The 24,076-nt window shown below is 43.8% G+C and carries 25 protein-coding genes and 1 tRNA gene; 21 read left to right on the top strand and 5 right to left on the bottom strand.

What is annotated here, in order from left to right:
- Window positions 1-13: 13 nt before the first annotated feature.
- On the bottom strand, window positions 14-340 hold the full coding sequence (locus tag H8716_RS04700) for a hypothetical protein (protein ID WP_249307366.1): 327 nt from the start codon (window positions 338-340) through the stop codon (window positions 14-16).
- A 124-nt stretch (window positions 341-464) separates the two neighbouring features.
- Between H8716_RS04700 and H8716_RS04695 the strand changes: the two genes are divergently transcribed.
- On the top strand, window positions 465-635 hold the full coding sequence (locus H8716_RS04695; protein ID WP_249307365.1) for a hypothetical protein: 171 nt from the start codon (window positions 465-467) through the stop codon (window positions 633-635).
- Window positions 636-749: 114 nt separating this feature from the next.
- Here the strand turns inward: H8716_RS04695 and H8716_RS04690 are convergent, their stop codons facing one another.
- Window positions 750-1,001 (bottom strand): chorion class high-cysteine HCB protein 13, encoded by a 252-nt coding sequence (locus H8716_RS04690; RefSeq protein WP_249307364.1) that lies wholly within the window; start codon window positions 999-1,001, stop codon window positions 750-752.
- Window positions 1,002-1,057: 56 nt separating this feature from the next.
- Window positions 1,058-2,785, bottom strand: a complete 1,728-nt coding sequence (locus tag H8716_RS04685) for a S8 family peptidase (protein WP_249307363.1) — start codon at window positions 2,783-2,785, stop codon at window positions 1,058-1,060.
- Window positions 2,786-2,847: 62 nt separating this feature from the next.
- On the opposite strand from H8716_RS04685, the gene H8716_RS04680 reads away from it, so the two are divergent.
- The gene (locus H8716_RS04680) at window positions 2,848-3,720 is read left to right on the top strand and encodes a S8 family peptidase (protein WP_249307362.1); all 873 of its coding nucleotides are present in this window, start codon (window positions 2,848-2,850) and stop codon (window positions 3,718-3,720) included.
- Between the two features lie 121 nt (window positions 3,721-3,841).
- Window positions 3,842-4,924 carry a lactonase family protein gene (locus H8716_RS04675; protein ID WP_249307361.1) on the top strand — a complete coding sequence of 361 codons (1,083 nt, stop codon included), beginning with the start codon at window positions 3,842-3,844 and terminating at the stop codon, window positions 4,922-4,924.
- 142 nt (window positions 4,925-5,066) lie between these two features.
- On the opposite strand, the gene aroC is transcribed toward H8716_RS04675, so the two are convergent.
- Window positions 5,067-6,170 (bottom strand): chorismate synthase, encoded by a 1,104-nt coding sequence (gene aroC, locus H8716_RS04670; RefSeq protein ID WP_249307360.1) that lies wholly within the window; start codon window positions 6,168-6,170, stop codon window positions 5,067-5,069.
- A gap of 138 nt (window positions 6,171-6,308) precedes the next feature.
- Here aroC and H8716_RS04665 point away from each other — a divergent pair, with 138 nt between their 5' ends.
- The 9 genes from H8716_RS04665 to H8716_RS04625 all read left to right on the top strand — a co-directional run bounded on the left by H8716_RS04665 (window position 6,309) and on the right by H8716_RS04625 (window position 15,522).
- Window positions 6,309-7,160 carry a hypothetical protein gene (locus tag H8716_RS04665; protein WP_249307359.1) on the top strand — a complete coding sequence of 284 codons (852 nt, stop codon included), beginning with the start codon at window positions 6,309-6,311 and terminating at the stop codon, window positions 7,158-7,160.
- Between the two features lie 26 nt (window positions 7,161-7,186).
- On the top strand, window positions 7,187-8,992 hold the full coding sequence (locus H8716_RS04660; RefSeq protein WP_249307358.1) for an LTA synthase family protein: 1,806 nt from the start codon (window positions 7,187-7,189) through the stop codon (window positions 8,990-8,992).
- A gap of 62 nt (window positions 8,993-9,054) precedes the next feature.
- A tRNA-Leu gene (locus H8716_RS04655) sits at window positions 9,055-9,137 on the top strand.
- Window positions 9,138-9,270: 133 nt separating this feature from the next.
- Window positions 9,271-9,801: an anti-sigma factor family protein gene (locus H8716_RS04650; protein ID WP_249307357.1), complete on the top strand. Its 531-nt coding sequence runs from the start codon at window positions 9,271-9,273 to the stop codon at window positions 9,799-9,801.
- A 20-nt stretch (window positions 9,802-9,821) separates the two neighbouring features.
- Window positions 9,822-12,461, top strand: coding sequence for a DNA polymerase I (gene polA / locus H8716_RS04645; RefSeq protein WP_249307356.1), 2,640 nt, complete (start codon window positions 9,822-9,824; stop codon window positions 12,459-12,461).
- Window positions 12,448-13,062: a dephospho-CoA kinase gene (gene coaE, locus H8716_RS04640; protein WP_249307355.1), complete on the top strand. Its 615-nt coding sequence runs from the start codon at window positions 12,448-12,450 to the stop codon at window positions 13,060-13,062. The genes polA and coaE overlap by 14 nt, the downstream gene beginning before the upstream one ends.
- Window positions 13,049-13,846, top strand: a complete 798-nt coding sequence (locus H8716_RS04635) for an MBL fold metallo-hydrolase (RefSeq protein ID WP_249307354.1) — start codon at window positions 13,049-13,051, stop codon at window positions 13,844-13,846. The genes coaE and H8716_RS04635 overlap by 14 nt, the downstream gene beginning before the upstream one ends.
- Before the next feature lie 21 nt (window positions 13,847-13,867).
- On the top strand, window positions 13,868-14,140 hold the full coding sequence (locus H8716_RS04630) for an ACT domain-containing protein (RefSeq protein WP_249307353.1): 273 nt from the start codon (window positions 13,868-13,870) through the stop codon (window positions 14,138-14,140).
- 17 nt (window positions 14,141-14,157) lie between these two features.
- Complete coding sequence (locus H8716_RS04625) at window positions 14,158-15,522, top strand: PFL family protein (RefSeq protein WP_249307352.1); 1,365 nt, start codon at window positions 14,158-14,160, stop codon at window positions 15,520-15,522.
- A gap of 219 nt (window positions 15,523-15,741) precedes the next feature.
- On the opposite strand, the gene H8716_RS04620 is transcribed toward H8716_RS04625, so the two are convergent.
- Window positions 15,742-17,010, bottom strand: a complete 1,269-nt coding sequence (locus H8716_RS04620; protein WP_249307351.1) for a nucleotidyltransferase — start codon at window positions 17,008-17,010, stop codon at window positions 15,742-15,744.
- A gap of 404 nt (window positions 17,011-17,414) precedes the next feature.
- On the opposite strand from H8716_RS04620, the gene fba reads away from it, so the two are divergent.
- From fba to H8716_RS04575, 9 genes are all read left to right on the top strand, one after another.
- The gene (gene fba / locus H8716_RS04615; RefSeq protein WP_249307350.1) at window positions 17,415-18,383 is read left to right on the top strand and encodes a class II fructose-1,6-bisphosphate aldolase; all 969 of its coding nucleotides are present in this window, start codon (window positions 17,415-17,417) and stop codon (window positions 18,381-18,383) included.
- Between the two features lie 240 nt (window positions 18,384-18,623).
- Window positions 18,624-19,622 (top strand): phosphate acetyltransferase, encoded by a 999-nt coding sequence (pta, locus tag H8716_RS04610; protein WP_249307349.1) that lies wholly within the window; start codon window positions 18,624-18,626, stop codon window positions 19,620-19,622.
- Window positions 19,623-19,715: 93 nt separating this feature from the next.
- Complete coding sequence (locus H8716_RS04605; RefSeq protein WP_249307348.1) at window positions 19,716-20,903, top strand: acetate kinase; 1,188 nt, start codon at window positions 19,716-19,718, stop codon at window positions 20,901-20,903.
- A 140-nt stretch (window positions 20,904-21,043) separates the two neighbouring features.
- Window positions 21,044-21,571 carry a YceD family protein gene (locus tag H8716_RS04600; RefSeq protein WP_249307347.1) on the top strand — a complete coding sequence of 176 codons (528 nt, stop codon included), beginning with the start codon at window positions 21,044-21,046 and terminating at the stop codon, window positions 21,569-21,571.
- Between the two features lie 3 nt (window positions 21,572-21,574).
- A complete protein-coding gene (gene rpmF / locus H8716_RS04595) occupies window positions 21,575-21,754 on the top strand; it encodes a 50S ribosomal protein L32 (RefSeq protein WP_117449037.1) in 180 nt (59 codons plus the stop codon).
- Between the two features lie 211 nt (window positions 21,755-21,965).
- Entirely contained in the window at window positions 21,966-22,520 is a 555-nt protein-coding gene (locus H8716_RS04590; protein WP_249307346.1) for an RNA polymerase sigma factor, read from the top strand.
- Window positions 22,507-22,845, top strand: a complete 339-nt coding sequence (locus H8716_RS04585; RefSeq protein ID WP_249307345.1) for a hypothetical protein — start codon at window positions 22,507-22,509, stop codon at window positions 22,843-22,845. The genes H8716_RS04590 and H8716_RS04585 overlap by 14 nt, the downstream gene beginning before the upstream one ends.
- Window positions 22,842-23,447, top strand: coding sequence for a hypothetical protein (locus H8716_RS04580; RefSeq protein WP_249307344.1), 606 nt, complete (start codon window positions 22,842-22,844; stop codon window positions 23,445-23,447). The genes H8716_RS04585 and H8716_RS04580 overlap by 4 nt, the downstream gene beginning before the upstream one ends.
- Window positions 23,444-24,076, top strand: coding sequence for a PrsW family glutamic-type intramembrane protease (locus H8716_RS04575; protein WP_249307343.1), 633 nt, complete (start codon window positions 23,444-23,446; stop codon window positions 24,074-24,076). Before H8716_RS04580 ends, H8716_RS04575 begins: the two co-directional genes overlap by 4 nt.

Genomic DNA, 24,076 nt, shown 5'->3' with positions numbered 1-24,076 from the left:
AGTTAAGACTCTGTTATTCACAGTAAGTCTGATACAGTTTCAGGGCAGAAAGCAGATTCAGCATCTGATCGATCTGTTGATTTTGCGTATCATCCGCATATTGCCGGATTTCAGACAGAAGATCCTCCGGACTGATCTTTTCCGGAGGAGCGGAGCAGGCAGACATTGGGCTGTTATAGTAGGACAGCAGATTGTTCATCTCCATCATCTTAATCATCAGGATACAGTTTTTCTGCAAGGTTCTTGGCAGATAAGGGATCACCGCTTTATACATCTGAAGATTACTGCCATTGGCGATCTGATCTACAGCAGGAATGCCATTGTCATGATTACTTTCCATAAAAATCCTCTTTTTGTTTAGTATATGCAAAAGGAGCAGAATGTATTTCTGATAGAAATACACAATGATTTCTCCGTATACATATCTTAACAGTATAGAAAAATGAAAGAGGATGAACCGGAAAGTGAAAACGCATATTGTTATTGATGGTAATGCTTTTTATGAGATAGATGAAGAATGTATGAGACAGAAAATGGAAAATGAACAAAAAAAGATACAGAAGAAACAAAGGGAATTACAGAAAAAAAGGCCGGAACTGGAAGACAGACAGGAAAATGAAAAAAGCAAAGAATAATATACAGGGAAAGAAGTGTGTGTCACAATTTGGGCACACACCTCTTTTTGAGAGAAAGGAACGTAACTGTTCAGAACCCACTGAGAAGGCACCAGACAGTTATGATGGGAAGAACTAGAAGTTCAGGCCACAGTCTCCATTACAGCATAAAAGTAGTAACAGAATCAGAAGACAGTTGTTATTGTCGCTGCCACAGCCACAGGAAGACTGACCGCATCCGTTGCCACAGAATACATTCAGGAGCAGGATAATCCAGATAATGGAACATCCGCAGTTTCCGTTACCAAAAAGAGAATTAGTGCCTGAACTACATCCTGAATTACATCCATTGTCACATCCGCAGTTTGTTGCTGTTAAATCACTCATGAGAAATCCTCCATGTTTTTCTATACAGTTCACAGTATGCAGGAGATACATTTTTGTTACAGGAGCGATTCAAATACTCCGTACAGATCCAGTTCCCCATAACCCCATTCCCGATTAGGATAAGAATATACGTTTCTCCTGCGTGCACCGCGTATCAGATAATTTTTTGCGGAACGGTTGGTCAGAAATGGAAAATAGTCACTGTCATGTTCCATACTCCAGTTGATCAGAAGGGCAAGTGCACCTGCTGCCAGAGCAGAAGCTGCGGAAGTCCCTGTTTTACGTGTAAAAGAATCCAGAGATGGCAGACCGGAAGTACTTAGGCGGGAAGGAGACGGACCATAGACTTCCACGGCAGGAGCAGTAAGATCCGGTTTGACCTGTCCAGACAGTGTATAGCCTCTGCTGGATGAAGCCCAGATACTGCCGGTCTTTGTATCGTAACCGCCCAGAGTAATCAAAGAAGGAGTGTTTCCCGGACCGGTAACAGTTGTATCCGGGTCGGGCACAAGAAAGAATACATCATTTCGCAGAAGTCCTTTTATGGGAAGCCACATATGGATATCCGTCTGAATCTGGCTGCTGTTGAGAAGGCGAAGAGTCCAGATCCCCTCTGTAGGGGTCAGAAATCTCAGGAAGATGAGTTGAAATCCTGAATTAAATTCAGCGATTTCATATCGAACTTCCAGAACAGAGCGCTCAGCAAAAAAACGATAGGTGGTCTGTGTCCCCTGTTTAGGCGTGATTGCCGAGGTGCTTTCACCAAGGGGGGAAGTGACGGTAAGGGTATACAGAGCCGGAGAAGATGCCCATATTTCCAGACAGAATCCAGAATGCGCAGAGGGAACGTTAATCTCAGCCATAGTACTTTCAGGAGAAAATGGTGCAATAGAAGAAAAATGGTGCCCGGCACCGGTTTCATTTCCACCGGCACAGGTACAGAAACAGTTCTGATAATCCACATAATAAGTAAGCAGACGATCCAGAGCGTTGTTTCCGCTGTGATCGCCCTGGTTTGTGCCCAGTCCCAGACAGATGACAAGAGGTTTTTCAGAAAGAATAGAGAGAATAACGAGGTATCTGATCCCCATCATGATATCAGTTTCCTGGAAAACAGGCTGCTCTGTGTCTGCCAGAAAATAGTTTTGCAGATATGGTTTGGCATCTTTGAGTTTCACAACGGCAAGATCTGCTTCCGGTGCAGCGCTCAGAAACTGTCCGGATCTGTCCGGGGAACCGGCAGCTATACCTGCCAGGAAGGTGCCATGTCCGTTGGTGTCCATAGAAGGAATCAGATCAAATGGACGATCTGATTGAAGTGCCAGGTTGATTTCTTCCGATGTATAAGCGGTTCCATATCCCAGATCATATGGTGTAATTCCGGATACAATCGTCTGATCCCATAGCCCCAGGATCCGGGTCTGTCCGCCTGGTGTAAGAAAGGCAGGGCTGGTATAGTCGATGCCGGTATCCAGAAATCCCAGAAGAACACCTTTTCCACGGTAACTAAGGGAAGGCTGTGTCTGCACCCGCAGGATACCGGAAGAGATCAGGCTTTCATAATCCAGTGTAGTATAGAGTTTGGGAATGGAGGAGTAGGATATTCGTTGGTTCAGACCGTCGGTTTCTCTTGACACATGAATCATGCCAAGCCGCCCGCCAAAAAGCTGGGCACCATACTGGCTGTAATTTTTCAGAAAATCCTCCGTATCAGACTGAACAGGGACAATTAAGTCTGCATAAGTATTAGATAGTACCATATTTTCGATTGTGTCAGTAATCATGAAATCACCTTTTTGATATGTATATGTTGTCTGATGCAAAAAGTCAGAAATGGGGGATTGATTTGAAGCAGGCAGTAAAAGAGTTGCGTGCCGAAAAAGCCTGGCGGGAGGGGTGGACAGGAAAAGGCGTGCGGGTTGCAGTGTTGGATACCGGTGTGGCAAAACATCCCGATTTGAAAAAACGTCTGATTCTTTTTCGGGATTTTGTCAATGGGGCGGTCAGAGCTTATGATGATTATGGACATGGAACTCATGTATCGGGGATTCTGTGCGGGGAAGGAACTATTCAGAGAGAATATCGCGGAATTGCGCCTCAGGCAGATTTGATCAGTCTGAAGGTGTTGGATAAAAACGGAAATGGGCACCGGGAGCAGGTGATTCGTGGTATTCAATGGGTAATCCGCTACTGCAGGCAATATCATATTCGAATTATGAATATCTCGGTAGGCAGCGTAAAAGAAGGAAATGAACAGGATCAGAAACTGATTGAGGCGGTGGAAATGGCGTGGGATCTTGGAATTGTAGTAGTATGCGCAGCAGGTAATCTGGGTCCTAAACATTATACCATTACGGCACCGGGGAACAGTCGGAAGGTCATCACGGTAGGAATGTCAGAGGAAGAAAATAACTGGTATTCCGGACGTGGTCCTACGATGGCATGTGTATGTAAACCAGATCTGGTAGCACCTGGAAGCCAGATCTGGTCCTGTAATGCCTTTTATACCGGCAATAAGAATTATTACTGCAAAAAAAGTGGAACATCCATGGCAACTCCCATAATATCTGGTGCCGTTGCACTTCTTCTGGAAAAAGAACCATGGCTGTCCAATGTGGAAGTAAAAATGCGTCTAAAAGAAGCGTCAAAAGATCTGGGAATGGAGCGCAACCGTCAGGGATGGGGACAGCCAGATATACCAAAGCTATTAAGATTGTAGATTTAATTTCTGCGAAGAAGAAAAATAAAATTGCAGAAAAGATTTTGGAACTGTATTAACAAAAAGGTCAGATTGTGTTATATTGAATATAAATTTACTCATGTGAAAGGACATATTTGGTATGGGCAAAGATAGATATGTTGCATATGTAGGTACGTATACTCATGGAAGCAGTGTGGGAGTTCATGTATATGATATGGATGTGGAAGCAGGTTATATGACGGAGCGTGCAGTAGTGCCGGTAAATAATGCATCACATCTAACCACATCTACCAATGGCAAATATCTCTATTCCATTGCAGATGAAGGAGTAGAGGTACTGAAGATTAACCAGAAAACGGGAGATTTGACTGCAATTAACAAGGTGGGAATTGACGGAATGAGAGGATGCTTCCTTTCCACAGACCAACAGGGCAAGTTCCTTTTTGTGGCCGGATATCATGACGGAAAGATTACGGTAGTGCATACCCACCGGGATGGCCGGCTGGGAAGTGTACTGGATGGTATTTTTCATAAGGGGCTGTTCAGTGTGGCAGAGCGAAATTTCCGTCCGCATATCAGTTGCGCCATGCCGACACCGGATGGAAAGTTTTTGTGCGTGGTAGATTGTGGAATTGATCATATTAATATCTATAAGGTCAATCCAACCAGCGGCAAACTGACACTGCTGGATATTGTAAGATGTGATCTGGAGTCCGGACCGAGATTGATTCGTTTCAGTAAAGACGGCAGATTTGCTTATGTGAACTGTGAATTGAGCAATGAGCTTCTGGTATATTCTTATGATGGAAGCGAGAAGGTACCGAGGTTTGAACTGATCCAGAAAGTAGATACCCGTATGGATGTGCAGGAGATCGGATGCGCCAGCTCAGGACTTCGTATTTCACCAAGTGGCAAATATCTGTATTGTTCTACCGCAGGTGATAACAGTGTGGCAATCTATGAGATTAATCAGGAGACTGGAATGGTTTCTGAGATACTGAAGCTTCCGATCAGTGGAAAATACCCGAAGGATATTGAAGTATTTCCGGATGAGAAGACATTAATTACCTTGAATCATGAATCCAATGAGATCCGTTTCTTCACCATTGATTATGAGAAGAGGACTCTGATTATGAAAGGACGACCGATATCCATAGATACACCGAACTGTATTCTGATCTATAAGCTGTCAGGGGCTGAGGAGGGTAAAACGCAGGCATAGACAGGAAAAGGTTTTACTGGAACAAAATATACAAAATAAAACAGCAGATTTACAGGAAATTCAGAGGAATAAAATGTAAATCTGCTGTTTTTATAGGCAAAAAATCCACCTGATGTATAAAAACTTATTGTGTTAGCAGAAACTATCGGCGGTAAAAATCCAGAATATGATCCATTCGAGTGTACATATTGGAGAAGAGAGCATCTGTCAGAGTGAGTGCTGCCATGGATTCTACGACAACCACAGCACGTGGTACAATGATTGGATCGTGACGCCCTTTAATGCTGACAGAGATCTCTTTCCGGTCTTTATTTACCGTCTGCTGAGATGCAGAGATAGATGGAGTTGGCTTGAAGCCTACCCGGAACAGCAGATCATTGCCATCGCTGATGCCGCCCAGTGTGCCGCCGCTGTGGTTGGTAGATTTTACAATATTACCGGAATTATCCAGAGAGAAGGCATCATTGTTGGTGCTTCCTTTTGCCTGGGAAGCTGCAATGCCGTCACCCAGTTCAAAGGACTTTACTGCTCCGATAGAGAACATTGCCTTAGCAAGATTGGCAGAGAGCTTTTCAAATACTGGATCTCCAAGTCCCGGTATCATGCCTGTTACCCGGCATTCCACCATGCCTCCACTGGAATCTCCGTTTTTCCTGCAGCTATCCAGATAGGCTGCAGCTTCTTCTGCTGCAACAGCATCCGGCATAGCCAGCGGATTCGAATCGCGCTGAGACAGGTCGAAACGCTCTGGTGAGATTACTACAGGACCGATGGATTTGCTGTAAGCTGTGATCTGAATGCCGAGCTGATCCAGAATCTTCGTAGCAATGGCGCCGGCAGCCACACGGCCAATAGTCTCACGGCCAGAAGAACGTCCGCCGCCGCGATAATCCCTAAAACCATATTTTTCGTCAAAAGTATAATCAGCATGTCCCGGACGATAATAAGATGCGATCTCGGAATAATCGGCAGAACGTTGCTGTTTATTAAAGACGATCAGGGAAATTGGAGTGCCGGTGGTCTTCCCTTCAAATACTCCGGACAGGATTTCTACTGCATCATCTTCACTGCGCGGGGTGGAATAGCGGTTCTGCCCAGGTTTTCTACGATTCAGGGACTTCTGAATATCCTCCTCACACAGAGAAATGCCGGCAGGACAGCCATCAACGACAACACCAAGTGCTTTTCCATGGGATTCTCCCCAGGTAGAGATCTGAAAATGTTTACCATATATAGAACCAGACATAGTAGCCTCCTTATCATTCATCAATGACTTTTAGTATAACGAATTATGAAATAATTGTAAAGTAGGTTCGTTTCGTTGACAAACAAATAGGAAAAATCTATAATGTGACGTAGAAGTTTGAAGAAAAGGAGTTCATCAATGAAGCTTTTAAACAAAATGGAACGAAAGTTCGGAAGATATGCGGTGCGCAATCTATCGGCTTATATTATTGCTTTTTATGTGGCTGGTTATCTTATGGAAGTATTTACACCGGATATTTTCAATTACCTGACACTGGAACCGTATTATATTCTGCATGGTCAGGTATGGAGGATTGTGACATGGTTGCTGGTGCCACCGTCGTCACTGGATCTGTTTACGATTATCATGCTGTTTTTCTATTATTCGGTAGGAAATACACTGGAACATACCTGGGGAGCTTTCCGATATAATGTATATATCTTCGGCGGAGTGCTTGCCATGGTGTTGGGATCCTTTATACTGTACGGTATTCTGGGCGGCAATGTTATGTTTGGCACATTGTTTACGACCTATTATGTAAACCTGTCCATTTTCCTTGCATTTTCGGCAACCTATCCGGATACACAGGTGATGCTGTATTTTCTGATACCGATCAAGATGAAGTGGCTGGGGATTTTTTATGCGGTAATTCTGGTGCTGAATTTTATCAGCAGTGGATGGATCTATAAGATCATGATGGTAATGTCCATGCTGAACTTTATCGTATATTTTATTGGAACCAGGAATCTGAAGAGATATTCCTATCAGAACCAGAAGCGGAAATGGAATTATCAGAAGGCTATGAATCAGGGACGGCCTACAGAGCACAAGAATGCCAATGGAACTATTACCAGACATAAGTGTGCAGTCTGCGGACGCACAGAGCTGGATGGAGACAATCTGGAGTTTCGTTTCTGTTCCAAGTGTGACGGTAATTATGAATACTGTCAGGATCATCTGTTCACCCATGAACATGTGCATCGTTCTTAAGAACTCCCATAATGAAGGAAGAGAATATGAAACGAAAGAATTGGAAACATTTTAAAATAAAATCAAAGTTACTCAATACAGTGCTGATACTGGTAATACCGGTATTGGTATTGTGTCTGATGGAGGGATATACCCATGTACCGTGGGATCTTACCCCGCCGATTTTTTTACTGAATTTGATATGTTACGGTTTGGTTTATGCGTTTAGTACGTTTGCATTCGGGAGTGTGTCCGGTGGATACACCTTTGCCACACTTCTTTTTATGTGCGGGGGTCTGGCAAACTATTGTGTGGTAGCTTTTCGTTCCTCTCCGATTGTACCATGGGATATTTATTCCATTCGGACAGCAGTGTCAGTAGCAGATAATTATAACGTAGAGATTACAGGTAAGCTGATCGGCATTGTGCTGGGATTTATTGCCCTTGCAGCAGTCAGCAGGGTACTGAATGTAAAAGTCAGGAAGATCCGTACCCGTATGGCAGGAGCACTGGTTATGGTGCTGTGCCTGTTTGGATATACAAAGGAAATGGGAAATGACACTGTAATCGAGGCAGCAGGACTGGATACTACTTTGTTTACACCAAATGTACTGTATCGCAATAACGGACTGGTTGGCGGTTTTGTGGGAAATATCCGTTTTATGAAAGTGGAAAAACCGGAAGGCTATTCCGATACTGCAGTAAAAGAAATTGCACAGAATTATATAACGGAGGAGACAGAGACGAAAAAGAAGGATCTGCCGAATATCATTGTGATTATGAATGAGGCATTTTCAGACCTGTCCGTATTTGGAGATTTTTCCGTAAGTGAAGATTATATGCCATTCATTCATTCACTGGATCAGAATGTACTTAAAGGTCATGCTTATGTATCGGTTAAGGGAGGCAATACAGCAAATTCTGAATTTGAGTTCCTGACAGGGGATTCCATGGCATTTATGCCAACCGGAAGTGTTCCATATCAGCAATATGTGAAAAGTGAGATTCCAAGTCTTGCTTCCCGTCTGGGAGAACTTGGATACACAACTGCGGCAATTCATCCATATTATGGAAGCGGATGGTGCCGTAATATCGTATATCCGCTTCTGGGATTTGATCAGATGCTTTTTAAGGATGATTTTGCAGCACCAAAGAAGATTCGTAATTATATCAGCGATGAAGCGGCATTTCAGAAGATTATAGAATTGTATGAAGAAAAAGGTGCTGATGAGAAGCTCTTTACCTTTGAAGTTACCATGCAGAATCATGGCGGTTACAGTAAGGATGTGGGAGACTTTAATGAGTCCATATATCTCACAGACGAAATGAGCCAGGGTACACAGGTAAGAGCAGCAGAGAAATATCTGACGCTGATGAAAGAAAGTGATCAGGCATTTAAAGAACTGGTAGAATACTTTGAAAAGCAGCAGGAGCCTACGATTATATTGATGTTCGGGGACCATCAGCCATCGGATTATATTACCAATGTAATCCTGCGCGAGCTTGGGCTGGACAGAGATACCGATGATGACGTATATTACAACAATTATATTGTCCCATATATTATGTGGTCCAATTATGACATGGACACTACACAGGTGGAGAATATAAGCCTGAATTATCTGGGGGGTATGCTCATGGAGAAAGCTGGTATCGGTCTGACAGGATATCAGCAGTTTCTGAAAGAGATGCAGAAGGAATTCCCGGCCATCACTGCCAATATGATAATGAACGCAGATGGCAGCAGAGTGGCAGAAAAGGATGTACAGTCAGAATGGATTGAGAATTATCACAAATTAGTGTATAATCATTTGTGCGATAAGAAGGATAAACTGACACAGTTCTATGAATAAAAAGTACTTGCAAATCTGATACGCCTGTGGTAAGATAATGTTCGGTTGGTAATCAGCCACAAGCCGGCGTGTCGGAATGGCAGACGAGGCAGACTCAAAATCTGTTGTGGGCAACCACGTGCGGGTTCAAGTCCCGCTGCCGGCAGTGAAACCATAGAAAAGAAGTAAAGTCCATGATCGTGAAGATACGATGATGGACTTTTTTCTTATCATAAAATTTTACTATAAAGCAAAAGTCAGCGTTCCTGAATTCATTATAAAGCAGTAGAGGTGATCAAATGGACTGTAAGATGGCACAGCAGAAAATCATGCCTTATATTGAACGCAAACTTACAGATGCAGAACTGGAAGAGTTCCTGGATCATGTGCAGCACTGCGCCGCCTGCAGTGAGGAACTGGAAGTTTATTTTACCATATATTATGCTCTTCAGAAGCTGGATTCGGATGATACAGAATCATTTGACATGCAGGAGATCCTGAAAGAGGATATGGAGAAGATGCAGAGCCATCTTCAGAAGAATGAATCGGTCCGTTTCATGAAAAAGTTTTTTTATGTGATAGTGGGAATGGCCGTGGGCATTCTGGGATTTATTGGCGTGGACGCGTTGATTCACGGAGGATTGAGTGGTACAGTTGCTTACCAGTGGATTGCAGAGGAGGAACCGGAGCAGTCAGATGCAGGAAAGATGATGCCGTTGCAGATTAAGACAACGGAGGTGGCGGAACCGGAGACGAACCATAAGAAGCAAGTGATTGTGACTGTTCCGGAGACAGAGATGAATATGGAGCCGGGACCGATACCGGATTAGTGAGAAGACAGGAGTAAAAAATGGAAAAGATCGTATTAATAGACGGACACAGTATTTTGAACAGAGCCTATTACGGGGTTCCGGATCTGACGAATTCAGACGGACTTCATACTAACGCAGTATATGGTTTTCTGAACATTATGTTCAAGATTCTGGATGAAGAAAAACCGGATTATTTTGCCGTGGCATTTGACTTGAAGGCACCGACTTTCCGCCATAAGATGTACGAACAGTACAAGGGAACACGAAAACCTATGCAGGAAGAACTGCGCCAACAGGTACCGGTGATCAAGGAGATGTTGGAGGCCATGCAGGTACCGCTTATGATGCTGGAAGGATATGAGGCTGACGACCTGCTGGGGACTGTTGCGAAAAAAGCTGAGGCGGATGGACTGGAAGCCGTTGTGGTATCCGGAGACCGTGATTTGCTGCAGCTTGCTACAGATCATATTATGATCCGTATTCCGAAGACGAAAAAAGGCGGCACAGAGATTGAAGATTATCATACTGCTGATGTGATAGAAAAATATCAGGTAACACCGATCCAGATTATTGAGTTAAAAGCACTTATGGGAGACAGCTCTGATAATATTCCGGGTATACCGGGTGTGGGCGAGAAGACGGCTACCAAACTGGTTGCGGAATATGGATGCATTGAAAATGCGTATGCCCATGTGGATGAGATTAAGCCGAATAAAGCAAGAGAATCTCTGCGGGATCATTATGACATGGCTCAGATGAGTAAAGAACTTGCTACCATTAATATCCACAGTCCTTTTGAACTGGATATGGAGAAGGCAAGAATGACAGATCTCTATACGAAGGAAGCGTTTGAACTCTGCAAGAAGCTGGAATTTAAAAACATGCTTTCCAGGTTCGAAGTGAGTCAGGAAGAACATAATCATACGGCAGAATCTTTCCATATGACATCAGATCTGACTCAGGCACAGGAATGGCTGGAGAAGCTGAAAAAAGAACAGCAGATCGGCTTTTATCTTCTCTCTGACGAGAAACAGGAGTTTTGCGGACTGGCAGTCAGCGGGAAAGAAGAGACATTCTTTTTCTGTAATCAGGGATTCCTGACCGAACAGTATCTGACATCCGCACTGGAAGAACTGATTGAGACAGCAGAACAGGCAGTGACCTTACAGCTGAAGAGACAGTTAAGATTTCTGCAGCTTTCAGAGTCAGCGAAGAAAAAGATCCTGGATGGTGCGATTTCCGCATATCTTTTGAATCCATTAAAAGGTGAATATCCGTATGAGGATTTGGCAAAGGATTATATGAAAGAACTGATTCCGGGAGCGGCAGAATTACTTGGCAAAATAAAGATATCCGATCTGAATGCTGAGGATGAGCGGCTTAGTCTTTTGGCATGCTACCAGAGCCATACCGCACTGCACAGCATGTCGGTAATGCTGGAACGTCTGCAGGGAGAAGAGATGGAGAGGCTCTTTGAGGAGATGGAGATGCCATTGGTCTATACACTGGCAGGCATGGAAAAGGAAGGAATCCGGGCAGATGCCGGTATCCTGAAAGAATATGCGCAGAAGCTGGGAGAGAAGATGCAGGAGCTGGAGCAGGAGATCTATGCAGAAGCAGGTGATACCTTTAATATCAATTCACCGAAACAGTTGGGGAACATCCTGTTTGAGAAACTGCAGCTACCAGGAAGCAAAAAGACCAAAAGCGGATATTCTACAGCAGCCGATATATTGGAAAATCTGGCACCAGATTATCCGATTGTTCAGAAAGTTCTGGATTACCGTCAGGTTGCCAAGTTGAAATCCACTTATGCAGACGGACTGGCAGCGTTTATCGGCGAAGATGGCCGGATTCACGGAACTTTCCATCAGACAGTAACAGCCACCGGAAGAATCAGCAGCACAGATCCGAATCTGCAGAATATACCGATCCGTACAGAGATGGGACGGCTGTTTCGTAAGGTATTTCTTCCAAAAGAAGGATGTATTTTTGTGGATGCTGATTATTCTCAGATTGAATTGCGTGTTCTGGCAGCATTGTCAGGCGATGAAGCATTGATTCACGCATTCCAGAACAATATAGATATTCATACCCTGACGGCATCTCAGGTATTTCATACACCATTGGATCAGGTTACGCCGTTGCAGAGAAGAAATGCAAAAGCGGTAAACTTTGGCATTGTATATGGTATCAGCGCTTTTGGATTAAGTCAGGATCTGAAGATTTCAAGGAAAGAAGCGTCGGAATATATTAACAATTATTTTGCCAGCTATCCCAAGATTAAAGAATTTTTAGATCAGGCAGTGGTTACGGCAAAGGAACAGGGTTATATTGCTACTTATTACCACAGAAGACGCCCGGTACCGGAGCTGACCTCCAGCAACTTTATGCAGAGATCTTTTGGGGAGCGAATTGCCATGAACTCGCCAATTCAGGGAACAGCAGCAGATATCATTAAGCTTGCCATGATCCGTGTGGATCAGAGACTTCATTCAGAGAACCTGAAAGCACGTCTGGTACTTCAGGTGCATGATGAACTTCTGGTGGAGGCACCGGTGGAAGAAGAAGCACGGGTAAGAGAGATTCTGCACGAAGAAATGATGGGAGTAACAGATTTTCCGGTGGAAATGGATATTGATATACAGAGTGGAAGTGACTGGTATGAAGCACATTAAAATATTAGGGATTACAGGTGGAGTGGGTGCTGGTAAAAGCACTATTCTTGCCTATTTATCGAAGAAATATCAGGCAAGGGTCATAGAACTTGACAAGGCTGCACATCTGTGTATGCAGCATGGGACAGACTGTTTTGATCGGATTGTAAATACTTTTGGCAGGGAGATTCTTACAGAGGACGGAAGTATCTGCCGCCCTGCATTATCAAAGATTGTGTTTGCAGACCGAAGTAAAGTGGAAGAATTGAACAGAATTGTGCATCCGGCAGTAAAGAACTATATCAGAGAAGAGATACAGAAAGAGACAGAAAAAGGCAGTGTGCCGTTTATTGTATTGGAGGCGGCACTTCTTCTGGAAGACCATTACGATGAGATCTGTGATGAGATCTGGTACATTTATGTGGAGGATGAGGTGCGGATTGCCCGTTTGTCTTCTTCCAGAGGGTATACTCCTGAAAAGACCAGAGCGGTCCTGAAAAATCAGAAATCAGACAAAGAATTTCGCAGATTCTGTCAATTAGTGATTGACAATAGCAGTGATAATGTAGAAAATACATATAAGCAAATAGATAGAGGATTAGGTACACATGGATTTTTGTAGTATAGCAAGTGGCAGCAGTGGAAACTGCACCTACACAGGAACGGATGAGACCGCATTGCTGGTGGATGCCGGCATCAGCGCAAGACAGATTGAAAAAGGACTGCACAGTATTGACAGAACAGCGGAAGACATTGACGGAATTCTGGTTACCCATGAACATTCGGATCATGTCAGGGGGTTGGGAGTGCTTTCCAGAAGATATGGGATTCCTATATATGGTACCAGAGGAACGCTGAAGGCAATAGCCAATTGTAGCAGCCTTGGACAGATTGATGCAGGACTGTACCGGGAGATCCATGTGGATCAGGATTTTCGGGTGGGAGATGTGACAATACATCCTTTCGAGATTCCTCATGATGCGGCGCAGCCGTCTGCATACCGCCTCAGCCATGAAGATACATCTGTTGCAGTTGTTACAGATCTGGGGGTATTCAGTGATTATATTATCGAGAATATGAAGGGGCTGGATGCAGTGCTTCTGGAAGCTAATCATGACATACGCATGCTTCAGGCAGGTCCTTACCCCTATTATCTGAAGCAGAGAATACTTGGCACACACGGGCATCTGTCCAATGAGAATGCAGGGCGTCTGTTATGCCGGATTTTACATGATAATCTGAAACACATCTTTCTTGGACATCTCAGCAAAGAGAATAATTATGATGCCCTGGCATATGAGACGGTTTGTTCAGAGGTCACAATGGGTGAGAACCCTTATAAAGCATCGGATTTTCATATCCGTGTCGCAGATCGCAGCGAAATATCGCAGCTTGTGACAGTATAGAGAAAAGTATAGGAGGACATTATGAAAAAGACAATCATCACAGTAGTAGGAAAAGACACAGTAGGTATTATCGCCAAAGTGTGTACATATCTGGCAGAGAATAGTGTAAATATTCTGGATATTTCACAGACAATTGTAGATGGTTTTTTTAATATGATGATGGTAACAGATGCGACTGCTTCCGCAAAAGATATTTCTGTTCTGTCTGCAGAACTGAAAGTGGTCGGAGAAGAGATCGGCGTGGTGATCATGTGCCAGCATGAAGAGATCTTTAACAAAATGCACAGAATTTAAGCGGGGTGGAGAACGGAATGATTAATATATTTGAAGTCAGCGAAACAAATAAAATGATATCCGAAGAAAATCTGGATGTCCGTACCATTACCCTGGGCATCAGTCTTCTGGACTGCATCGATGCAGATCTGGATGTATTGAACCGAAACATTTACAACAAGATTACGACTCTGGCTGAGAATCTGGTTTCCACAGGAGAAGCAATTGAGAATGAATATGGTATTCCGATTGTAAACAAGCGTATTTCTGTGACACCGATTGCATTGGTGGGATCCAGTGCATGTAAAAAGCCAGAGGATTATGTGACGATTGCCAGAACACTGGATAAGGCTGCCAAGAAAGTGGGCGTGAACTTCATCGGTGGTTATTCTGCACTGGTCAGTAAGGGGATGACCCAGAGTGATGAATATTTGATTCGTTCCATTCCACAGGCTCTGGCACAGACAGAGCGTGTATGCAGTTCAGTGAATGTGGGTTCTACCAAGACCGGTATTGATATGGATGCAGTACGTCTCTTGGGTGATATGATTCTTGAGACAGCAGAACTGACAAAAGAGAACGATTCTCTTGGATGTGCCAAGCTTGTAGTATTCTGCAATGCTCCGGATGACAACCCATTTATGGCAGGCGCTTTCCATGGTGTAACGGAAGGAGATGCAGTCATTAATGTAGGCGTCAGCGGTCCTGGAGTGGTAAAACGTGCTCTGGAGAAAGTAAGAGGCGAGAATTTTGAAGTATTATGTGAGACCATTAAGAAGACCGCATTTAAGGTAACCCGTGTGGGACAGCTGGTAGCGCAGGAAGCCTCCAGAAGAATGAATATCCCATTTGGCATTATTGACCTGTCTCTGGCACCGACTCCGGCAATTGGAGACAGCGTGGCAGATATCCTCTGCGAAATCGGCCTGGAATATGCCGGAGCGCCTGGAACCACAGCAGCCCTTGCACTGTTAAATGACCAGGTAAAGAAGGGCGGCGTTATGGCATCTTCTTACGTAGGTGGATTAAGCGGTGCCTTTATTCCGGTCAGCGAAGATCAGGGAATGATTGATTCTGTACAGGCAGGCGCACTGACCATTGAAAAGCTGGAAGCCATGACCTGTGTCTGCTCTGTAGGTCTGGACATGATCGCAATTCCGGGAGATACACCGGCGACGACGATTTCCGGTATTATCGCAGATGAGATGGCAATCGGTATGGTGAACCAGAAAACAACTGCAGTCAGAGTGATTCCGGTCATCGGAAAAGGTGTGGGAGAGATCGTAGAATTTGGCGGACTCCTTGGATATGCACCGATCATGCCGGTGAACAAGTTCTCCTGTGCTGATTTTGTAAACAGAGGCGGAAGAATTCCGGCACCGATCCACAGCTTTAAGAATTAAGTACTTATTACGATAAATTCAAGTCGAGCATCCGCGAGACTTGGCGCGTGATTCTGGTCAGCGTAAGCTGACACATTCTTTACAGAATCACTGCGCATCCTCGCGGAGCGTTTATCTCAGTCGGAGATTGGACTCCCACTGAGACAAATTGTTATTACTCACCACCTGAAAGAGGTGGGAGTCTTCTCGACTGAGATAAAAAGAACCCGTCAGATGTGATTACAGGATCACAATCTGGCGGGTATTTTCATGGCGGAAAATCGTATTGTATTTTTGGGATAGAACTGATTCATAAACATGAGAAGAAAAGGTTGTCTGCTGAAGCTGACAGCAGGCGGCTTTTTTCTGGCCTTCTGACAGTGTGGAAGCGTCGATCACTTTAAAAGCATCTGCCATTTTTGTCAGAAACGGGATTGATGAACTGTTTTTCATACATTTCAGAATACCGGAAGATTCCCGCTTCATACCAAGGATACGCGTGTACTGAGGAAAAAACATGGCGGTTCCTTCGGGCTCTGAGAGATTTAGAAGAATATGAAAAAGTGCCCGCTGGATATGTCCGCGAGTCATGTTTTTCGATGTAAGCAGTTCTGTAAAGTCAGAAAAAGAGGAAAAAGCAAAACGGTTCTGGAATATCCGGTTTGCCAGAAAACTGTCGATATCAAAGTAGGAAGAAAGTTCTTCTGGCGACTGTATGGTAAGGAGACGGTACTGCAATATAGAAGAAAAGTTTTGTATACAAAGCGGACCGTAGGCATCAAAATGCTTTTTTAAAAGTACAATAGCCGATTCGGGCATATATCCATGCAGGGTATCAGATACCAGAGATTCCTGAAATCCTGTGTTTCTTTCAAATAAAGAATTACGGATGGCGGTGGCAGAGGCGAACTGCCCTGTCAGGCAGTGGTCGTGATATCCAGAACCTACACGTTGTATGGATAAGGGAGTAATGGAACTGCCCAGACGTTTCAGTGCACAGAGATATTCCAGAGCAAGGATATTATTCGGTTTGCGCAGAAAAGAAATATCGGTATCCAGACAGTCAGAAAGTGCCGCAGATCTGGCAGTGGGATAGCCCATTCCTTCCCTCAGATAAGAAGCAAGACACTGTCGGTAAGCAGGCGGCTCTTCTGTCAGAAGATCGGCTGCAGGTTCAAAATCAGAAAGATCCTTCTGTTCTGTACCAAAACACAGAGTATCTACGCATCCCAAGCTGTTTAAAATGGAGACACCGCCTCTGGCGAAATATTCAGCTCCTGCGCAGGCAAACAGAACAGGAAGCTCCAGAACAATATCTGCGCCGCCCTCCAGCGCCATGCGGGTACGCAGATATTTGTCCACAATGGAAGGTTCTCCCCGCTGGACGAAATCTCCGCTCATGACGATAATTACATAATCAGCGCCAGTCTGTCGACGTACCTCTTCAATCTGATAAGCATGTCCGTTGTGAAATGGATTGTATTCCGCAATAATCCCTGCTGTTTTCATATAACCTCCATATTCAAGAATGCCTCGGCATTCTTGCTGCGAGATGCGCGTCATGCAAAGCATGACATATTTCTTTTGCGCATCTCTGCAATCCTGCCGGAGGCTATATCAGATGGGGGATTGACTCCCACCACTGATACTAATTTGCTCTTCGCCACCTAAAAAGGTGGGAGTCATCTCACATCTGATATATTCAAATTCTTTGAAAGTGTAGCATTATTTCTGGAAAGATGCAAGGCGGCAGGGTGTTTTGCTGAATGCAAAAAAATACACAAAAGTTTTTTTGAAAAAAAGTAAGAATCTTATTGATAATTTTGAAAAAAATCTTATAATAGACGATAAGGACTGTTTCAAAACAAATACATTGAGGATACAGTCAAATACATAAAAAGGAGATAAAGATTATGCCATTAGTTACTACGACTGAGATGTTCAAAAAAGCATACAATGGTGGTTATGCAATCGGAGCATTCAATGTTAACAACATGGAAATCGTACAGGGTATCACAGAAGCAGCAGGAGAACTGAAGAGTCCGGTTATTCTTCAGGTTTCCAAAGGAGCTCGTGCTTATGCGAACCATACATACCTTGTAAAATTAGTAGAAGCAGCAGTAATTGAAAATCCGGAGATTCCAATCGCACTGCACCTGGATCACGGTGACAGCTTCGAGCTTTGCAAGAGCTGTATCGACGGAGGATTTACATCTGTTATGATCGATGCTTCTTCCAAACCTTTTGAAGAAAATATCGAACTGACCAAGAAGGTTGTTGAATACGCACACGCTCATGGCGTTGTAGTAGAAGCTGAACTTGGTACTCTGGCTGGCATCGAAGACGAAGTAGTAGTAGAAGCTGGTCATGAAAGCTATACACGTCCAGAAGAAGTAGAAGAATTCGTAGACAAGACAGGTTGTGACTCCCTTGCAATCGCAATCGGAACAAGCCACGGCGCTTACAAGTTCACAGCAGATCAGTGTACACGTAACGAAGACGGAATCCTTGTTCCACCTCCACTGCGTTTTGACGTTCTGGAAGAGTGCGCTAAGAGACTGCCGGGATTCCCTATCGTACTTCACGGATCATCTTCCGTACCACAGGAATTCGTTAAGATGGTAAACCAGTATGGCGGAAATATGCCGGATGCAGTAGGTATCCCAGAAGAACAGCTGAGAAAAGCTGCTGAGATGGCTGTATGCAAGATCAACATCGACTCCGATATCCGTCTTGCCATGACTGGTAATATCCGTAAATACTTCGCAGAACATCCAGATCACTTTGACCCACGTCAGTATCTGAAACCAGCTCGTCAGGCTGTAAAAGATATGGTTGCTCATAAGATCGTTCATGTTCTCGGAAGTAACGACAAGATCTGATTTTTATAAGAAATACGGGCATCATCCGAAAGGGTGGTGCCTTTTCTTCTTGGGCGCTTTTTGTGTTTGGAAAAAAATTCACGAAAAATTGCATTCCTGGTTGAAAAAACAATTTTTGGATAATATAATGAGATTTATGAGAGACTGTGATGCAGTCTGCTGTCAAAACTGACAGTATATGGTACAAAATGTACTACCTGAGTGATCAGGAACATATCATACGAAAGGAGTCAAAGAATCATGGGATTTATTGACGTTATCAAAGAAAGAGCAAGAAATAATAAGAAGACAATCGTACTTCCGGAGACAGAAGACCGTAGAACTTACGAAGCTACCGCACAGATCTTAAAAGAAGGTATTGCGAACGTAGTTCTGGTCGGCAGTGAAGAAGCAGTAAAGAAAGGCAGCGAAGGACTGGATATCACAGGAGCAGTTATCGTTGACCCTGCTACATCCGATAAGACACAGGGATATATCGACAAACTGGTTGAATTAAGAAGCAAAAAAGGCATGACACCGGAACAGGCTAAAGAGATTCTTCTGAATCAGTATCTGTACTATGGTGTTATGATGGTTAAGATGGGTGATGCAGACGGTATGGTATCCGGAGCATGCCACTCTACAGCCGATACATTAAGACCTTGTCTGCAGATCCTGAAGACAAAACCAGGTACAAAGCTGGTATCTGCATTCTTCCTGATAGTAGTACCAAACTGCGAATACGGCGCTAACGGTGCATTCGTATTTGGTGACAGCGGACTGGTTCAGGATCCGAATCCGGAAGAACTGGCAGCTATCGCAGCATCTTCAGCAGAATCCTTCCAGTTACTGGTACAGGAAGAACCAATCGTTGCTATGCTTTCCCACTCTACAAAGGGAAGTGCAAAACATGCACTGGTTGACAAAGTAGTAGAAGCTACCAAGATCGCTAAAGAAGAAAATCCAAACCTGAAACTGGACGGAGAATTACAGCTGGATGCTGCTATCGTACCAAGCGTTGGATCATCCAAAGCTCCAGGCAGCGATGTAGCAGGTAAAGCAAACGTTCTGATTTTCCCTAACCTGGATGCAGGTAACATTGGATACAAGCTGGCTCAGAGACTTGCAAAAGCAGAAGCATACGGACCTATCACACAGGGTATTGCAAAACCTGTAAATGACCTGTCCCGCGGATGCTCAGCAGAAGATATCGTTGGTGTTGTAGCTATTACAGCAGTTCAGTGCCAGGCTGAAGACTAAAAAGAATGATATCGGAGCCGTAAAGATTTACATAGACCGCGATCTGGCGTAAGCGGCTCCGAATAAAAGAAAGTGTATGGAGGATAGATTTCAATGAACGTATTAGTAATTAACTGCGGAAGTTCTTCTCTGAAATATCAGCTGATCAACTCAGATACAGAGGCAGTACTTGCAAAAGGACTTTGCGAAAGAATCGGTATCGACGGAAGACTGACATATCAGAAAGCCGGCGGAGAAAAAGAAGTAACAGAAGCTGCAATGCCTACACATAAAGAAGCAATCCAGCTGGTACTGAATGCCCTGACAAATGAAAAGACAGGTGCTGTAAAGAGCCTTGCTGAAGTAAATGCAGTAGGTCACAGAGTCGTACATGGCGGAGAGAAGTTCGCAAGTTCTGTAGTCATCAATGACGAAGTATTAAAAGCCATCGAAGAATGTAATGACCTTGCACCTCTTCACAACCCTGCTAACCTGATCGGTATCAATGCGTGCCGTGACCTGATGCCGGGAGTACCTATGGTAGCTGTATTTGATACTGCTTTCCATCAGACAATGCCAGAAAAAGCATACCTGTATGGACTTCCATATGAATATTATGAGAAATATGCTGTACGTCGTTACGGCTTCCACGGAACATCCCACAGCTTCGTATCCAAACATGCTGCTGAGTTCCTGGGACTGGATTTGAACAACTCCAAGATCATTGTTGCTCACCTTGGTAACGGCGCATCCATCAGTGCAGTACTGAACGGTAAATGTGTAGATACTTCCATGGGTCTGACTCCACTGGAAGGTCTGGTAATGGGAACACGTTCCGGTGATATCGACCCAGCTATCATGGAATTCATTGCCAAGAAAGAAAATCTGGACATTGCAGGCGTTATGAACGTACTGAACAAGAAGTCTGGTGTACAGGGTATCTCCAAAGTATCCAGCGACTTCCGTGATCTGGAAAGCGGCATGAACGAGGGCAACAAGCTCTGTGCAGCAGCTCTGGAAGTATTCTGCTACAGAGTAGCAAAATACATCGGATCTTATGTAGCAGCTATGAACGGTGTAGATGCTATCGCATTTACAGCAGGTATCGGAGAGAACGCTCCTCTGGTACGTGAAAAAGTTCTGGCTTACTTAGGATATCTGGGAATTTCCGTAGATGCAGAAGCAAACGGAAAACGTGGAGATGACTGTGTAATCTCTACAGCAGATTCTAAAGTGAAAGTTGCAGTCATTCCTACAAACGAAGAACTTGCAATCTGCCGTGAGACAGTAGCTCTGGTATAATCGGTATCATTGACAGAATAAAGGAAAGCGGATATGATGCTAAGGTATCATATCCGTTTTTTAAAAAATGCAATTTAATGATTGACAAATATTACATGGATCGTTATAATAAACAGGTGTGGATAGGATAGGAGGGCATTATGCAGGTTGATTTACATGATATTTTGAAAATCGACGGGAAAAAGATGCAGATAAATGCTGAACTGGAGATGGATCAGTTCCATGGAACGTTTGGTGATTATCCTATCATTCGTAAAAGTCCGGTGTCTCTGGAGATTATGAACAAAGGAGAACGGAATTTACAGATTAAGGGAAGTGCAGAAGTTGTTCTGGCGATTCCCTGTGACCGGTGTCTGGAAGAAGTTGACACACCGATTCCACTTGATTTCGAGAAAGAAGTCGATATGAAACTGGATGAGGAAGAACGGATTCAGGCATTGGATGAGCAGTATTTTATAGAAGGATACAATCTGGATGTGGATAAGCTTGTCTGTTCAGAGATACTGGTGAGTTGGCCATCAAAGGTATTATGCAAGGAAGACTGTAAGGGACTCTGTAATACCTGTGGGACCAATTTGAATCTGAAGACTTGCGACTGTGAGCCTACAGATTTGGATCCCAGGATGGCACAGATCCAGGAAATCTTTAGCAAATTTAAGGAGGTGTAAACCATGTCAATCTGTCCAAAGAATAAATCTTCTAAAGGTAGAAGAGACAAGAGAAGAGCTAACTGGAAGATGGTAGCTCCAAACCTTGTAAAATGCAGCAAGTGCGGCGAACTGATGATGTCTCACAGAGTATGCAAGAACTGCGGTACTTACAATAAAAAAGAGATCATCGCTCAGGACTAATTAGAAATGAGATAGAATCAAGGGTTAAGTCGAAAGACTTGACCCTTTTCTACGTTATGAATTCCTTTTCGGATAAGATGAATGGCATTTTATATGGAAATGAAAGAAACAAAATGTTATACTGCTTTAAAAGGTAACTGTTCAGATCTGACAATTATGTGTTGTGAAAGAATGGAACAGTTACGGTAAAGGAAAGAAACGGGAACAAAAAATGTTGACAGATGAACGGTTATATGAACGATATTATATGGGAGATAAGAAGGCGGCAGAAGAGCTGGTGGAACGCTATGGAGATCCGCTGATCCGTTATATCAGTGGGTATATATCGGATTATCATGAATCAGAGGATCTGATGATTGAAGCCTTTGCGCAGATGTTTGCCAAGAAACGACCCATCAGTGTGGGATGGTGTTTTAAGGCATATCTGTATAAGACGGCGAGGAATCTTTCGTTTCGGCACTGCAAGAAGAAGCGTTTTCCATTATTAGATCACCATCAGACAGAATTTGAGATGTCCGGTGTTATGAGTGCGGATGCAGATATTCTCCGAAAGGAGCAGAATCGTCAGATTATTCATGCACTGGAGCAAATGAAGGATGAATACAGGGAAGTACTGTATCTTCTCTATTTTGAAAATATGAAGTATGAAGAAGCGGGACAGGTAATGGGGAAAAGTGTTTCTCAGATTACGAATCTGGCGCACCGTGCAAAAAAGAGTATGAAAAAAATTCTGGAAAAGGAGGGCTTTACCTATGCGCACCAGTGAAGAACGTATGGATCTGATTTTCCAAAGAACAGAAGAGATCCAAAAAGAACAACAAAGAAAGAAACAGCGCTGGCTGGAAGCAGGATGTGTAGCAGCTTGTCTGGTACTGGTAGTCTCGTTGGGACTTGTTATGCCGGGACTGATGGACCAGGCTGTGGATGGCTCTGTGATGCATAATTCCGGTGCAGCCAGCCTGATTGCCAGTCAGTCTCAGCTTGGATATATTGTGGTAGGAATTTTTTCTTTCTTTTTAGGATCCATCACCACCGCATTGCTATTTCGTGTTAAAGAACACAGGCGGAAAGATACGGAGAAGAAGTCATGAGTTTTGAGATTATAGATAATGGCATACAGATAGGATTATTTTTACTTTTTGCGTTGTTTTCTCTGATACAGGGACTGCATATGCAAAACCGGAGATTCCTGATTCTGGCAGGTACCTATGCCAGCTTTTCTATGGGAACGCTGTACTATCTGCTTTATCTGGTTATTATGGGAAAAGTGCCGCAGGTTTTCTATGTATCGGAAATGGCATGGATGGCATCCTATCTGTTTCTTCTGGCACTGTGCCTGATGGAAACACGTCGATATAGAGGAAAATTGGATGTTTTGGTTCTGGGTCTGACAATTGTGGAAGCTGCTATGGTTATCGGCTGGAAGATTTTGGGTCCGTCTTATCCATTTACCGTTACGTTTGCTTTGGTAACGGCATGTATCTTTTATTATGCTCTGTTGGGTTATCGGATGGAAAAGAGAATGCTGATGGTTGCCATGGTGCTTGTGATTGTGTGGCAGCTTCTGCTTTATATTGTTTCTGTTTTTACAACAGGATATACACATTTCAATCTGTATTTTGCTGTGGATTTTCTGCTGATGGCGACCATGTGCAGTCTGTTTTTCTGGCTGAAGAAGGAGGAGTGTAAATGAGCTGTCTGGAAAATATTCTGGTATGTATCGGAGTTCCATTCTTGCTTGCATTACTTTTTGTAAAAGGAAAACAGAGGGAATATATCAGCTTTATTCTCTGCGGGATGGTGATGTGCCTGCTGGCGTCTTATGTGACAAGTTTTTTTATGGCGGTATATGGAGCAAATACACTGGTTACTGCAGTGGAGATTACACCGGTTTGTGAAGAAGTTTTAAAATTCCTGCCGTTTCTTCTCTGGCTGTTTATCTTTGAACCGGAAGAAGAGGATATCGTAATGGCTGCCATTCTGATTGCAGTTGGCTTTGCCACATTCGAGAACATCTGTTATCTGACGGAAAATGGGGCGGCGAATTTTAACTTTTTGTTTCTCAGAGGAATCGCAGCAGGAGCCATGCATCTATGCGGAGGGATCGCATCAGGGCTTGGTCTGGCATTTGTATTTCAGAGATCCTGGCTTCGGCTGATAGGTATTGCAGGTATTATGGGATTCTGCGTAGTATTCCACGGAATCTACAATCTTCTTGTTACAGCAGGCGGAAGCTGGCAGAGATGCGGCTATCTATTCCCGATTCTGTGCATTACAGTCATATTTTTTGCCCGCCAGTTGATGAAAAAGCATACGATATAA

It is taken from the genome of Jingyaoa shaoxingensis (genome assembly GCF_014385005.1).
Lineage (GTDB): Bacteria > Bacillota > Clostridia > Lachnospirales > Lachnospiraceae > Marvinbryantia > Marvinbryantia shaoxingensis.
Note: the sequence above shows the minus strand (reverse complement) of the source record. Positions and strands in the feature narration are given on the sequence as shown.